Origin of the sequence: Duffyella sp. Ts4 (assembly GCF_051851875.1) — a bacterium.
Classification (GTDB): domain Bacteria; phylum Pseudomonadota; class Gammaproteobacteria; order Enterobacterales; family Enterobacteriaceae; genus Duffyella; species Duffyella gerundensis.
In genome coordinates, this window is record NZ_JBLYPN010000004.1 from 1 (window position 1) to 14,107 (window position 14,107).

General features: G+C 55.1%; 12 protein-coding genes. 2 read left to right on the forward strand and 10 right to left on the reverse strand.

All coding sequences use genetic code 11. The features are described 5' to 3' along the window. Nucleotides 1-454: 454 nt before the first annotated feature. Entirely contained in the window at nt 455-625 is a 171-nt protein-coding gene (locus ACJY2L_RS07710; RefSeq protein WP_439212643.1) for a hypothetical protein, read from the reverse strand. 171 nt (nt 626-796) lie between these two features. Between ACJY2L_RS07710 and ACJY2L_RS07715 the strand changes: the two genes are divergently transcribed. Next, nucleotides 797-2,101, forward strand: a complete 1,305-nt coding sequence (locus ACJY2L_RS07715; protein WP_439212642.1) for an MFS family transporter — start codon at nt 797-799, stop codon at nt 2,099-2,101. Here ACJY2L_RS07715 and ACJY2L_RS07720 read toward each other — a convergent pair whose 3' ends face one another. The 5 genes from ACJY2L_RS07720 to trxC form a co-directional block, all read right to left on the reverse strand. Next, a complete protein-coding gene (locus tag ACJY2L_RS07720) occupies nt 2,102-2,425 on the reverse strand; it encodes a YfiM family lipoprotein (protein ID WP_264273422.1) in 324 nt (107 codons plus the stop codon). It abuts the gene before it with no gap. A gap of 4 nt (nt 2,426-2,429) precedes the next feature. Then, nucleotides 2,430-3,785, reverse strand: a complete 1,356-nt coding sequence (pssA, locus tag ACJY2L_RS07725) for a CDP-diacylglycerol--serine O-phosphatidyltransferase (protein WP_439212679.1) — start codon at nt 3,783-3,785, stop codon at nt 2,430-2,432. Between the two features lie 117 nt (nt 3,786-3,902). After that, entirely contained in the window at nt 3,903-6,560 is a 2,658-nt protein-coding gene (locus ACJY2L_RS07730) for a bifunctional acetate--CoA ligase family protein/GNAT family N-acetyltransferase (RefSeq protein ID WP_439212641.1), read from the reverse strand. Nucleotides 6,561-6,651: 91 nt separating this feature from the next. Further along, complete coding sequence (locus ACJY2L_RS07735) at nt 6,652-7,347, reverse strand: tRNA-uridine aminocarboxypropyltransferase (RefSeq protein WP_067433089.1); 696 nt, start codon at nt 7,345-7,347, stop codon at nt 6,652-6,654. 86 nt (nt 7,348-7,433) lie between these two features. Further along, nucleotides 7,434-7,853 carry a thioredoxin TrxC gene (gene trxC / locus ACJY2L_RS07740; RefSeq protein WP_067433086.1) on the reverse strand — a complete coding sequence of 140 codons (420 nt, stop codon included), beginning with the start codon at nt 7,851-7,853 and terminating at the stop codon, nt 7,434-7,436. 184 nt (nt 7,854-8,037) lie between these two features. Here trxC and ACJY2L_RS07745 point away from each other — a divergent pair, with 184 nt between their 5' ends. Then, nucleotides 8,038-9,096 (forward strand): tRNA/rRNA methyltransferase, encoded by a 1,059-nt coding sequence (locus ACJY2L_RS07745; RefSeq protein WP_439212640.1) that lies wholly within the window; start codon nt 8,038-8,040, stop codon nt 9,094-9,096. Nucleotides 9,097-9,158: 62 nt separating this feature from the next. On the opposite strand, the gene emrB is transcribed toward ACJY2L_RS07745, so the two are convergent. From emrB to ACJY2L_RS07765, 4 genes are all read right to left on the reverse strand, one after another. Beyond that, nucleotides 9,159-10,694, reverse strand: coding sequence for a multidrug efflux MFS transporter permease subunit EmrB (gene emrB / locus ACJY2L_RS07750; protein ID WP_157883925.1), 1,536 nt, complete (start codon nt 10,692-10,694; stop codon nt 9,159-9,161). Nucleotides 10,695-10,708: 14 nt separating this feature from the next. Next, nucleotides 10,709-11,881, reverse strand: a complete 1,173-nt coding sequence (emrA, locus tag ACJY2L_RS07755; protein ID WP_067433077.1) for a multidrug efflux MFS transporter periplasmic adaptor subunit EmrA — start codon at nt 11,879-11,881, stop codon at nt 10,709-10,711. 152 nt (nt 11,882-12,033) lie between these two features. Then, entirely contained in the window at nt 12,034-12,564 is a 531-nt protein-coding gene (mprA, locus tag ACJY2L_RS07760; RefSeq protein ID WP_067433074.1) for a transcriptional repressor MprA, read from the reverse strand. Between the two features lie 328 nt (nt 12,565-12,892). Further along, a complete protein-coding gene (locus ACJY2L_RS07765; protein ID WP_439212639.1) occupies nt 12,893-14,077 on the reverse strand; it encodes an MFS transporter in 1,185 nt (394 codons plus the stop codon). Nucleotides 14,078-14,107: the final 30 nt, after the last annotated feature.

Here is a 14,107-nt window from a genome sequence, read left to right on the forward strand (position 1 = left end):
AGTAGGGAACTGCCAGGCATCAAACCAGAAGGGCCCCGCGCGAAAGCGCGGGGCCTTTTCTCATGGAAAAAATAAGGTATCTCCCAAATTATTGAGGCGGTGGGAGGCATACTTCGTGCAGGGCAGCCTGTGGTGCTGCTGGCATTAGCCTCTCCGTGCCACTGCGCCGCAAATGCCAGCAGCAGCAAGCCCCTCGCGGGGCCCTGATTTAATTAAAGATGCTCTCTTCTTCCACCACCGTCTGCCATCCGTTTCCGATTGCCTGCATTGCATGTTAAACACCCGAATTATGTATCCGCTCCCTTCACTGGCAACCTTGTTTCTGATTTGATTTTCATTATCCGGCTGTAACATATAGGGTGCGGTTACTGTTCAGGGCGCCCAGTCTCAGCAAAATGGCTGCCACGCAATGTGCACGTTGATAGATGCTTATATTGATTTCGAGCGTATTTCATCAGCTAAGCCATGAATTAAAAAAGGCTTTTTCGTCAGCATTGTCAGGATTAACTGCAGAACACACATCAACGCCATCATTATCGGCCGTTAAGATCAAAATTATCACCATGCCAACATGCCAACATGCCACCATGCCACTACGCACGTTAAACCTCTTACGCTTGAGCATCGACAAACCTGATAACAGCCGTAATCTCCCACACCAACCTAAATTCAACCCAGTTAAAATCCTGCTGACATCACAAAACTGCATTTTCCACCATTCAAAGTTGTCTCCTTGCTGGTACTCCTGCTTTACTCAACCCTTTGAGATGACCTTTTAGCAAGGAACAAGGTGAACATGGCAGATAATATTAAGAATGGAAGCAATGCGCTGACATCGGCATCGGATTCAAAAAAGAGAATCTGGGCGATTGTCGGTGCTTCATCAGGCAATCTGGTTGAGTGGTTTGACTTCTACGTCTACTCATTTTTTTCACTCTACTTTGCCCATATTTTCTTCCCGCAGGGAGACAGCACCACTCAACTTTTACAAACCGCTGGCGTATTTGCCGTAGGTTTTCTGATGCGTCCGATTGGTGGCTGGATGTTCGGCTACATTGCGGATAAGCATGGCCGCAAGAAATCCATGCTGATCTCCGTCTGCATGATGTGTTTCGGCTCACTGGTCATTGCCTGCTTGCCTGGGTTTGATAGCATCGGCATTGCCGCGCCGATTATCTTATTACTGGCGCGTATGTTTCAGGGATTATCAGTGGGAGGCGAATATGGCACCAGTGCAACCTATATGAGCGAAGTGGCACTGGAAGGGCGTAAAGGTTTCTATGCTTCTTTTCAGTACGTGACCCTAATCGGTGGTCAGCTGCTGGCGGTACTTACCGTGGTTGTTTTACAACAGTTGATGACCGATGCGGAGTTGAAGAGCTGGGGATGGCGTATTCCGTTTGCGCTGGGTGCTGTGCTTGCGGTAGTTGCGCTGTGGCTGCGCCGTTCATTAAACGAAACCAGCGACAAAAATACCCGTGAGCATCGGGATGCCGGCAGCCTGATGGGATTACTGAAGAACCACAGGCGTGCTTTTTTAATGGTGCTGGGTTTTACCGCTGGCGGCTCGCTGAGTTTTTATACTTTCACCACCTACATGCAAAAGTATCTGGTTAACACGTCGGGCATGGATGCGAAGACAGCCAGTGCATTGATGACCGGCGCACTGTTTGTATTTATGTTAATTCAACCGATAATTGGTGCTTTGTCAGATAAGATTGGCCGCCGTAGTTCAATGATGATTTTTGGCGCGGGTGCCGCTATCTGTACCGTGCCGATTCTGACCGCGCTACAGAACGTCGAGAGCGAATGGGCCGCCATTTCGCTGGTTATGCTCGCGCTGTTGATCACCAGTTTCTATACCTCGATCAGCGGCATCCTCAAAGCGGAGATGTTTCCACCCGAAGTCAGGGCATTAGGCGTAGGATTATCTTATGCGATTGCGAATGCCATATTTGGCGGGTCAGCTGAGTTTGTTGCTCTAACACTGAAGCACCAGGGCATTGAAACCAGCTTCTTTTGGTATGTTTCAGCGATGGGCGCGCTGGCTTTTCTGGTCTCGCTGATGCTGCATCGGCGTGGCAAGGGTATTTCACTGTAATCAGTGATGCGCCGCATTCCATAGGCTGTAGCCGGTGGCAGCACCGGCTATATCCCAGCTTAAATCCTTCCAGCTCCAGCCTGAACCGGCTCGTCGACTGTCATACAGCTCTTTGCCAGCGCCTAAGGTAAAGGCAAACATCAAACCAAATTGTCGACTCTGCGCCCGACTCCAGTGCTGAGCCGCACCGTATTCACTACCGGCTATGGTTAATAAAGCGGAGCCTACAAAGTGCTGTGCTTTATCTTTTCCGGTCCAGCTATCCTGTGCGAAATGCGTGCAGCCGCTGCACATCACTATTAGCAGCGGCAGCAACAGGCGCATGGAGTCAGAGAATCCGGCTAATCAGTTTGTCGATGCGGATACGACGCAGTCGTCGAATCAATTTGCGCACCTTCGCCGGATAGTCAGCAATACTTTCAAGCTCACGGAAGTGGTTTACTACGGTGGTGTGCGTATGGATTAGCGCCAACTCTTTATCACGCTGCTCAGTTAATTCCTGCAACGGGTCGTGAATGAGAATGGCGTTTTCCAGATCCAGACGCCAGGCGCGCGGATTGAGATTATTACCGGTGACCATCATCCATTCGTCATCCACCCAGATGCCTTTCAGGTGATAACTGTTTTCGCCTTCTTTCCACAGACGCACGGTCAGCTGGCCGTTACTCACATAATATTGCAAGCGGCTGAGGAAACGGCGCAGGTTAATTTCGTACAGATAGGGCAGAGCACCAATGATTTTAAACGGCTGATCTTCCGGAATGTAGAAATCGTTAGCAGTTTTATCCCCTACAATAATTTCCACCTCTTTGCCGGCACGCAACAGGCCGATAATATTCCTGACCAAAATAGCGGGCATATTGAAGTAGGGCGTGCACAGCGTCAGCTTTTTCTCGGCGCAGGGCATCAGATGATAGATGGTTTTATTCAACAAGCTGCGTTTGCCGAGCCCTACCAACGGTGTTACCGCCAGCTCTTCATTGCCGGCGTTAGGCGTGAACTGATAATCAAAGCCACGCAGATCCTGACGGAACTGACGCGTCTCGTTTTTGATTTCCGGGCTGCTTGGCCGCTCCGATTTATCCAGCCGGTTAACCGCTTCTGCCGCCTGCAAATTGGTTTTTACCCAATTAAAAAAGGTCTCAGCCAACGCGCCGTTCTGAATCCACTGATAACGATCGTAACGGTATTTATCGTGTTGATGAAGATACACATCGTTCAGGCTGGCACCGCTGTACAGCACCGCGTCGTCGATTACAAAGCCTTTCAGGTGCAGCACGCCCAGCGCTTCGCGGGTATTTACCGGAATGCCATAAACCGGAATGGCGATCTGCGGATTGTCGGTTGCCAGCTGGCAATACCAGTCGGCATTGGTCGCCGCCGCCGCTGCACCAATTCTGCCGCGCTGTGCACGATGCCAGTCCACGCAGATAGAAACATCCATCTCCGGGCGCGCCCGTTTTGCGTCGTAAAGCGCATTCAGAATGGCCCGACCGCCATCATCGTTCTCCAGATAAAGCGCAACGATGCAGATGCGTCGCGTCGCGCCAGCTATTTTTTCCAGCAGCGTCTGGCGAAATTCAGCGGGTGAAAACAGCGTACGAATGTCAGCAGCAGATTGTGACAGTTTTGGCAGCTGTGCAAGGTGTTGTTGGTGTTTATTGCGCTTAAATTTAGACAACATCACAGTGCGCTTCTTCTCTATGCAATGAATGGCGATTTGCCATTAAATCATGACCCTAACGATGAATATTATCATTAACCCGCCCGGATAGCGTCTTTTTTACCTTTATCTACAAGGTTAATCGACCTGTTTATTCAGCGGTAAGTTAAGGCTAACAATGCCATCCTCCAGCTGAATATCCACATTGAAATTCAGCTTGCGCGCTAGTGTGATCATGCCGCGATTACCAGGCATGGTAATGCCGTTTAGCTGTTGCAGGCCATGTTCCCGGGTATAACCGATCATTTTTTCCAGCAGGCGTCGCCCCAGTCCTAATCCTTTCAGGTCAGAACGCACCAGAACCGAAAACTCAGCGTCAATATTATCCGCATCAGAGATCGCCCGCGTGACGCCAACGATCTCAGTACGATCGTTAATTTCTCGCACGGCGACGATCGCCATTTCTCGATCGTAGTCGATCTGCGTCATATTGGCTAAATCATCATGGGTAAACTCATTGATCTCACTGAAATAACGATAGTAGAGATCTTCTTTTGTGACCTGCGCAATAAACTCACGCAGCAGCGGCTCATCTTCCGGCAGAATGGGACGAAACAGACAGTGCTGGCCATTTTTTAACGTCACCTGCTCTTCAAGCCGGTGCGGATAAGGACGAATGGCCAGTCGTGCCTCGTTGTCGCCGTCGAAAGGCGCCAGCGATAAGGTAACATCCAGCAGGCTGAAATCGCTGCCTGCTGCCAGCAGGGGATGAATATCAAGACGCTGAATTTCAGGGCAGTCAACGATCAGGTTGGAAACCTGCACCAGCAGCTGGCTCAGCCCGGTAATGTCGAGCTGCTGCGCATTGCTGCGACCACGTATCTTACCGCCTTTGATCGCCTGAATAATAAAGTAGCGAGCCAGCGCCATATTCAGCGGTGGCAGGGCGACGGCGGCCTGCTTATCGGGCTGCCAGTCAACGCCGCCTTCCCCCAGCAGGATCACTGGCCCAAACAGCGGATCCTGCTCCACCACCACACGCAATTCCTGTGCGCCAAGGCGGCTGGCCATGCTCTGAACTAGCAGGCCATCAATGCGCGCTTGCGGCAGCGTTTGCTTAACGCGATCGATAATGGCATTTGCCGCCTGCTGTACCTCGCTGGCGGAGCGCAGCGACAGCATGACGCCCTGCACATCAGATTTGTGCGCGATATCCGGCGATCGCAGCTTAAGCGCCACCGGATAGCCAACCTGATTCGCGATGGTCACGGCTTCGACGCTGTCGGCGGCAATCCATGTCGGCAGCGTAGTCAAACCGTAGGCCTGCAGAATCGCGCGTACTTCATGCGTATCCAGCGTGATAATACCCTGTGCCAGCGCCTGTTGAATAAGCTGATGCGCAACTGCACTCGCCTGTGGCAGGTTGACCGGCAGGGCAGGCGTTTCACGCAGCTGCTTCTGGTTACGGCGGTACTCAACCATATGCATAAACGCCGTAACCGTGCCCTCCGGCGTGCGATAGGTTGGCAGGCCCGCGTCGTTAAATGCGCGGCGCGCCTCAAGCGAAGAAAATTCCCCACACCAGTTAGTGAGCAGGGTAACCTGCTTGCCGCGTGGATGCTGTTGAATCAGGGCAATCAGACGCTGCGCGGTTTGTGTTGCCGGTGCGACCGCGCTGGGTGAATGAATGATCATCAGCGCATCAAGGTCGTGGCTGTTGAGCAGGATCTCAATACAGTCCAGATAACGATCAACGGTGGCATCATCTTTTAAATCCAGTGGATTGCCCGCGGTTATCTCATCCGGCAGCAGCGTATTCAGCGCGTCAACCGTGTCGTCATTCAACTGCGCCAGCTTACCACCACGCGCATCCAGCGCATCCAGCGCCAGCGCGGCAGGCGCAGCGCCGTTACTGACAATCATTAGCCGTTCACCACGCAGCGGGCGCATATGGCTCAGCGTTTCAACCGCAGAGAACAGCTCATGCGTATCGGTCACTCGCAGCAAACCGGCACGCTGGATGGCGGCATCCCATGCGGCATCGAGTCCGGCATGGCTTTTCAGCAGCGCCTGCGCCTGGGCGCTGCGGCCACTTTTAATCACCAGAATCGGTTTGTTACGCGAGGCGCTACGCGCGGCGGAGACAAAGCGGCGGGCATCGCTGAGGTGTTCCAGATAGAGCAGGATCGCGCTGGTTTTGCCGTCACGGGCGAGGAAGTCGAGCAGGTCGTCGATATCAATATCCAGGCTGTCGCCCAGCGCAATAAACCACGAGAAGCCGAGCTGACGCTGCTGCGCCCAGTCGAGAATCGTATTAGAGACAGCGGCTGACTGCGACACAAAAGCCAGCTTGCCTTTTTGAATCGGCACCGGTGAAAAGCTGGCGTTCAGTCCCTGCCACGGGGCCAGCAATCCCAGGCTGTTCGGGCCTAGCAGGCGAATTTGCCACTGGCTGGCGCAGGCTAACAGCGCTTCACGCTGGCTTTCCGGCGCAGACAAAATAATGCACGCCTTGCAGCCTTTTTTCCCCAGCGCCTCAAGCAGCAGCAGGTTTCTTTTGGCATGGGTGCAAATAATGGCGAGATCGGGGGAAAGTGGCAGGCTGGCGACATCGGGCCAGGCCATCACGCCGCACACGGCTTTATACTGCGGCGTCACCGGCAGAACCGCGCCGCTGAAGCCGCCGGAAAGCAAATTGCGCATCATTAAATAGCCGGCGCGCTGTGGTTTAGTCGAGGCACCAATCACGGCAATCGACTTAGGCCTGAGTAACGCTTCCAATCCTCGCTGGCTCATAACAGCCTCCTGGCCGGTTCAACACTGAGAGAAGATAAAAGTCAGACTGACTTTAAATCACCTCTGTCACGATGCAACCGGCAGTGACGGTTTATTTGTCCGCGATCGCCTGTTGATGCAAAGGATGGTGCGGTTTGCCTGCCAGATAGTGCTGACGGAACAGCGTGAAGTGCGCACTCAGCGCCTGCGCGGCCGCCAGATCGCCCGCCTGTGCCAGTAGCTCAGCCGCCACTTCAGCAGTGCAGTGCTGTCCTTCACCATGTGCTTCGCGCAGCTGATAATTGGAGGGCGTCGTAAACGACAGCGACATGACCGGCAGCGCATCCAGCCACGGGCTTTTGCGGAACATCTTGCGCGCTTCTGTCCAGGTACCATCCAGCATAATGAACAGCAGCGGCTTGCCTTCGCGTGGTGGCGAGCGCAGCACGGGTCGGCCCGGATCGGCATAGGATTCAGGAAACACCACCACCGGCTGATAGTCGGCGTTTTGCACGGCGGCCAGCAGCGCGCTATCGGGCTCGGTGCGCGACCAGCCAAAAGCCTGGGTATCGGGCAGAATATCGGCGATCAGTCGGCCAGTATTGCTCGGCTTCATCGGCTCGGTATCAAACATCACCAGGCAGAAACGGCTGCGCGCCGGTTGCGGCACGATGCTGGCACACAGGCAGAGTTTTTTAGGCAGCAGACAACCCTGACAACGGATCACGCGGTTGCCGCGGGCAAGGAAAGGGCGGGTGGCGCGCGCCAGGCGCTGGGCGCGTAATTGCAGAACGGCGTTAATAGTCATACACCCTGAAGCGGTAAAAACGCCATTCTAGCGGAAGCGCAGCATAAAACGTAGGGTGGCCAGCATGGCTGCTGGCTGCCTGTTCATTATACGACTTCGTCGATCCATTCATTAAACGGCGCTTTTGGCATTGCGCCGCTCAGCATGTCGACCATTTCGCCTTTTTTGAACATCATAATGGTAGGAATACTGCGAATACGGAAACGCGCGCTCAGCTCTGGTTCCGCTTCGGTGTTGATTTTCACAAATCGCACCTGTTCCCGGCGCTCGTTCGCCACATCGGCGAAGATGGGTGCAAAGTTGACGCATGGGCCGCACCAGGGTGCCCAGAAGTCGATCAGCACCGGCATATCGTCAGCAAGGTATTTGTCCAGCGTACCTGCGGTGGCGTTGACTACCTCGCCGGTAAACAGCTCATTGCCACAACGGCCGCATTTCGCGCCGTCAGCAATACGCTCTTCAGGGACGCGATTCGTTGCCTGACAGGATGCACAAACCGTGTTCATAGAGACCTCAAATCGTTAAAGTTGATATAAATAGCCTGCTGTTATTATGCGTTATGGGTTTTTCTTGCTCAATGTGGATCGCTCAATAGGTATAATAGTTAATAGCTTTTGGCGGGAGTTAATGGCTAACCGGCACGACATCAGGTAATCTGCGCGCTTCGCGCTCAGCCATGGTGGAGGAAAAATGAACGACGAATTTAAAGGCAAAAGCGGCAAAGTCAAAGTGATGTATGTTCGCGGCGATGAAGAGAGTAAACCACGCGGACAGAATCCCCGTACCGGCAAAGGTGGCCGTTCGGATGCAGCTGGCCAGGAGAGAGACCGTCGTCCTTCCCGTCCGGCGGATGCGCGTGGTCGCGATCGCGGCGAAGAACGCGGTATCGCGCGCGATCAGGGTCGTGAAGGGTCGCCATGGCGCACCGTCAGCCGGCCTCCGGTTGATGATGAAACCAGCCAACCGGCGCACAGCGGTATCAGCGGCAAAAGCTTTATCGATCCGGTTCAGCTGCGTCGTCAGCGCCAGGAAGAGAGCCGTGTCTATGGCGAAAATGCCTGTCACGCACTGTTCCAGAGCCGTCCGGAAAGCATCGTACGCGCCTGGTTTGTGCAGAGCGTAACGCCGCGTTTTCGGGAAACCCTGCGCTGGCTGGCCGCCAACCGCAAAGCTTATCATGTGGTTGATGATGAAGAGCTGGCCAAAGCGGCGGGCACTGAGCATCACGGTGGCGTGTGCTTTCTGATTAAAAAGCGCACCGGCATGCCGGTAAAAACCTGGCTGGCCCAGGCAGAAGCGCGCGATTGCGTGCTGGCGCTGGAAGATATCGGTAACCCACATAACCTCGGCGGCATCATGCGCAGCTGTGCGCACTTCGGCGCGCGTGGCGTGCTGGTGAACGATGCGTCTCTGCTGGAGTCGGGCGCCGCGGTGCGTACTGCTGAAGGCGGCGCCGAGCACGTTACCGCGATCAGCGATGAGAGCTTCGAAGCGGGTCTGGAAGCGTTTCGTCGTGCAGGCTACACCATTGTGACGACATCCAGTCACAAAGGTACGCCGCTGGCAGAAGCGACGCTGCCCGCGAAAATGGTGCTGGTGTTGGGGCAGGAGCGTGATGGCCTGTCGGAAAGCGCCTGGCAGCAGGGCGATCTCAGCGTCTCCATTGGCGGCACGGGCAAAGTAGAAAGCCTGAACGTCTCGGTCGCAACCGGCGTGTTGTTGGCTGAATGGTGGCGTCAGAATCGCTAAGCGTTATTCGCGACAGACGTAAAAAAGGGCCTGGAAACAGGCCCTTTTTTTATGGCAAATCGTCAGTGCGCGCCACCGCCGCCACCAGAACCAAACGGCGGACGGGCGAACCAGATCATCACCAACAACAACAGGAAGACCCCTGCGGACGCCCAGAAGATCTCGTTAGCTGAGATGATCAGCCCCTGATTGGTGATCTGCTGGGCAATCCACGCCGAAGCCTGCTGCTGCGTCATGCCAAGCTGCATCAGCTGATCGTAGGTCTGCTGCGCGTTGACGTTATAAGGCGTAATCGACTCGCTCAGTTGGCTGTGATGCAACGATTCACGGTTGGTCCACATGGTGGTGGTGATCGAGGTGCCAATCGACCCGGCCAGCGTACGCACAAAGTTAGACAGGCTCGATGCGGCAGCCATGCGCTCCGGCGGCAGGCCCGACAGCGTAATCGTGGTCAGCGGCATAAAGAAGCAGGCCACGGCAAAGCCCTGAATAAACTGCGGCAGCGCCGATGCGGCAAAATCCATCCCCGGCTCAAACGTATAGGCACGCCAGTAAAAGCAGACGGCATACATGATAAAGCTGAAGGTCACCAGCTTGCGCATATCCAGGCGATGGGCAAAGCGGCCAATAATCGGTGACAGAATCACCGGAATAATGCCCACCGGCGCCGATGCCAGTCCCGCCCAGGTTGCGGTATAGCCATAAACTTCCTGCAATAACTGCGGCAGCAGCACGATCGAACCGAAGTAGAGCATGTAAGCCAGGCTGATCGACAGGCAGCCAATAGTGAAGTTGCGGGACTTGAACAAGGTTAAATCGACGATCGGATGATCATCAGTTAACTCCCATATCAGTAGCGCCACCAGCGCAAGCACTGCAACCACCGTCAGCACGATGATTTCCGTGGAGTTAAACCAGTCCAGCTCCTTGCCGCGATCGAGCATCACCTGTAGACAGCCGATCCCAGCCACCAGCAGCACCAGACCCACCATATCGATGCGTCTGATCTCCGTTTTCGTCTCGCGCCCGCGCAGCGTTTGCAACGCCAGCACCACCACCAGCACGCCAATCGGCACGTTGATGAAGAAGATCCAGCCCCAGTGATAGTTATCGCTGATCCAGCCGCCAAGAATCGGGCCGCAGATCGGCGCCACAATCACCGTCATCGCCCACAGCGACAGCGCAACGCTGCGTTTCGCTGGCGGGTAGTTATTCAGCAGCAGGCTTTGCGACAGCGGAATCAGCGGTCCGGCCACCACGCCCTGAATAATACGAAAGAAGATCAGCGTGGTCAGGCTTTCGGACATGCCGCACAGCCAGGAGGCCACCGCAAACGCGATGGTTGACCACAGGAACAGTTTGACCTCGCCAACGCGCTTTGCCAGCCAGCCGGTTAGCGGAATGGAGATGGCGTTTGCCACCCCAAACGAGGTAATAACCCAGGTTCCCTGGGAGTTGGATGCCCCCAGGTTACCGGCGATGGTGGGAATCGCTACGTTAGCAATGGTTGAGTCGAGTACCTGCATAAACGTCGCTAACGACAGCGCGATGGTCATCAGGACAAGCTGGGTACCCTCAAGCGGTTTTTGTGCCACGATACACTCCCGCCAGGTTAGCCTGCGTTGGCATGGATAATCTCAGCAATCAGCCGATCGGCCGGTGCCAGATCGATAGCCAGCGCGTTACTTTCATAAGCGGGATTGTTACGCACGCTGGTGGCTAACACGCCGCCATCCTGCTGCGTGGTATCAACCTTAACCAGCGTCGACAGACCAATGCGCAGCGGATGTTGCGCCAGCTGCTGCGCATCCAGTTCGATACGCACCGGTAAACGCTGGACCACTTTGATCCAGTTGCCGGTGGCGTTCTGCGCAGGCAGCAGTGAGAAGGCGCTGCCGGTGCCCATATCCAGACCCACAACTTTGCCTTGATAGACCACGTCATCGCCATAGATGTCGCTGACCACGGTGGCCGGCTGGCCAATGCGTACGCCTGCCAGCTGAGTCTCTTTGAAGTTAGCGTCCACCCACAGATTTTTCGCGGGAACCACCGCCAGCAGCGGCGTCGTGGTGCTGATTTGCGAGCCAACCTGCACGCTACGACGGGAAACATAGCCGTCCATCGGGCTACGGATCTGCGTACGTTGCAGCGCCAGCCAGGCATCACGCAGCGCGGCAGCGTTCTGTTTCACCGCCGGTTGCTCGGCCAGCGAGGTATTCAGAATCATCGCCTGATTCGCATTGTACTGCTGCTCGGCAACATCAAGCTGTGCTTTAGCGGTGGCAACGGCATCACGCGAATGCTGCAGCTCTTCCCGGCCAATCAGGTTCGACGCGCCCAACGGCACGCGACGCTGTAGATCAGCCTGCGCCTGAGCCAACGCCGTTTTTTGCAGTTCGATGGTTGCCTGATACTGCTTGCTGTTGATCATCATCTGGTGCGTTTGTCGCACGCTGGTAGCGAGGGCCGTCTGTGCTTTTTCAAACGCCTGCTGCGCATCGGTTTGATCCAGCGTCACCAGTACGTCGCCTTTCTTCACATAGTCGGTATCTTCAAACCAGACTTTATTGACGCTGCCCGATACCTGAGCCATTACCTGCACCTGATTGCCGGCAACGTAGGCGTCATCGGTTTCCTGAAAATGACGCAGCACTAAAAACCAGTAAACCAGCCAGGCAATACCCACAACCAATACGATCGCAGCCAGTAAAAGCAGCGCAACTTTGCGCTTTTTCTTTTTATTAGCAGGCTGTTTCGGATTGGATACATCCGCCGAAGCACTCATGAGGTTCTCCACGTTTTCCACTGTTATCGGGTTGCCGCCATCCGTGCTGACAGGATCCCGCGCTCAAAAATGCCAGCGTGTTGAGCGCTGGCATGGATAAAGGGGAGATAAGATAGCGATTTAGACGCGTGATTGTGTCGCAGTTGTTGCTATTATCGATTCCAGGCGGCGGTAGGTTTGTTTTCGTCCATTTGATCAAGACGATTCAACAGCTTACGCGTCAGGCCTTCCAGCTGATTCTGCTCCTGCTTATCCAGCGAAGACCAGAGAAACTGCAGGCTCTGATGCTGCGGTGGCAGCACCTGGCGCAGGAACTCATTGCCTTTTTCCGTCAGATGCAGATGCAGACAACGACGATCGTGCTCGCTTTCGCGACGCTCGATCCAGCCACGCTTCTCCAGCTCATCAGCAATGCGCGTGGCATTGGTGCGCGATGAGCCGAGAGCCGAGCTGAGTTCAGAAGGCTGGATGCTCTGATCTTCCTGGGCATCAAGGGTAATCAGCGCCATAAACAGCGTTTCATTGATGCCCTGTTCTTTCAGCATCTTGTTGCGGTTATCCAGCAGCTTCCCCTGCATGTGCATGCACAAGCGCGTCAACATGATCTCCTGCAGTGGGAAATCCTTATGGCGATTAGCACGGACATTTAACATCTGTTCAATGGGCGTAAAAGAACTGTCCATTTAAAAAAACCTCACTAGTTGCAACTGGTATAATAACGAAGGTAACTGATTGGCCGTCTCAATCCATACTGCTGTGATTGTCGGAAAATCACTACATCACCATCCGTAGTATCCGGATCGATCCCTGATCCGGAGTCAAAAAGCAGCGAAAGCGCTGCGCGAGTGGGCTAACGTATCAAGGCATCTGTCCGTACAGACAGAAACCTTTGCAGCCACTAATTAATCACCTGTGAAAAAATCACCTGGCTGAATATTGTATTAATCCACCATACCAGACTGAGCATAGCCTTTACACCCTGCCGGGCCTGATAGATCAGAAAATTCTTTATTATTCGCCGGACTTCTCAGCCCGCCAGCCGCGCAGCCAGACCAGCAGATTTAACAGCGTCATAACCGCGCCAGCGCCGCAAACACCTGGCCATCCCGCCAGATGAAAGGCGCTGGCGGAGATCAGCGAGCCGAGTGCGCCGCCGATAAAATAGCTGGTCATATAGCCAGCAGTTAACCGGTTGCGTGCATCAGGCTTATGGCGATAGATCACGCTCTGGTTGGTGATGTGCACACCCTGAACGGCTAAATCCAGCAACAGGATGCCCACGATCAGTGCCAGTAGCGAATGGGCACCGAGCGCGGTGGCGCCCCACGAAGCGAGCATAATCAGCAGCCCAATGCTGGTGGTCAGGCGCGCCTTGCCTTTGTCGGCCAGCGTGCCCGCCTGACGCGCAGCCAGCGCACCCGCTGCGCCAACCAGCCCGAGCAGACCGATCTGGCCTTCGGAGTAGTGCCAGGGCGCAGCAGAAAGCAGAAAAGCCATCGAGGTCCAGAGCACGCTGAAATTCGCGAAGGCGAGACAGCCAATCATGGCGCGCGTGCGGATCACCCGGTTCTGTTTATAGAGGCTGAAAATCGACATCAGCAGCTGCGGATAGTTAAGCGAGACGCTGGGTTGGTAACGCGGTAATCCGCGCCACAGGGCCAGCGCCATCAAGACCATCAGCCCGCTGGCGGTCCAGTAAACGCTGCGCCAGCCGCCAAACTCCGCCAGCGCACCGGCAATGGTGCGCGCCAATAAAATACCTAACAGCAGCCCGCTCATTACTGTGCCAACGATTTTTCCCCGCTGCTCGGGTGCTGCCAGGGTAGCCGCCAGCGGCACCAGAATTTGTGCCACCACCGAGAACAACCCGGTCAGCACCGTGCCAAGCAACATGAAAGAGAGCGAAGGGGAGAGTGCAGTAATCACCAGGCCGCCCGCCGCTAACAGCGTCATGATCACAATCAGGCTGCGGCGCTCCAGCATATCGCCAAGCGGCACCAGCAGCAGTAATCCGGCGGCGTAGCCGAGCTGGGCGGTAGTGACAATAAAGCCGGCCTGATTGATTGAGAGCTGAAAAGTCGTTGCAATGGTTGCCAGCAGTGGCTGTACATAATAGTTACAGGCCACCGCCAGACCGGTAGCCACGGACATCAGGATAACCAGTGCCGGGCGGAGGGGCGGGTGTGCGGTGTGCATCAGGAAAATAACGGCTGCATATTCATATGC

Excerpts from the sequence above, each read along its gene's own strand:
- mprA (WP_067433074.1), bottom strand. The coding sequence starts at position 12,564 with ATGGACAGTTCTTTTACGCCCATTGAACAGATGTTAAATGTCCGTGCT.
- ACJY2L_RS07710 (WP_439212643.1), bottom strand. The coding sequence starts at position 625 with ATGCTCAAGCGTAAGAGGTTTAACGTGCGTAGTGGCATGGTGGCATGT.
- pssA (WP_439212679.1), bottom strand. The coding sequence starts at position 3,785 with ATGTTGTCTAAATTTAAGCGCAATAAACACCAACAACACCTTGCACAG.
- ACJY2L_RS07715 (WP_439212642.1), top strand. The coding sequence starts at position 797 with ATGGCAGATAATATTAAGAATGGAAGCAATGCGCTGACATCGGCATCG.
- trxC (WP_067433086.1), bottom strand. The coding sequence starts at position 7,853 with ATGAACACGGTTTGTGCATCCTGTCAGGCAACGAATCGCGTCCCTGAA.
- emrA (WP_067433077.1), bottom strand. The coding sequence starts at position 11,881 with ATGAGTGCTTCGGCGGATGTATCCAATCCGAAACAGCCTGCTAATAAA.
- ACJY2L_RS07765 (WP_439212639.1), bottom strand. The coding sequence starts at position 14,077 with ATGCACACCGCACACCCGCCCCTCCGCCCGGCACTGGTTATCCTGATG.
- ACJY2L_RS07730 (WP_439212641.1), bottom strand. The coding sequence starts at position 6,560 with ATGAGCCAGCGAGGATTGGAAGCGTTACTCAGGCCTAAGTCGATTGCC.
- ACJY2L_RS07720 (WP_264273422.1), bottom strand. The coding sequence starts at position 2,425 with ATGCGCCTGTTGCTGCCGCTGCTAATAGTGATGTGCAGCGGCTGCACG.
- ACJY2L_RS07735 (WP_067433089.1), bottom strand. The coding sequence starts at position 7,347 with ATGACTATTAACGCCGTTCTGCAATTACGCGCCCAGCGCCTGGCGCGC.
- ACJY2L_RS07745 (WP_439212640.1), top strand. The coding sequence starts at position 8,038 with ATGAACGACGAATTTAAAGGCAAAAGCGGCAAAGTCAAAGTGATGTAT.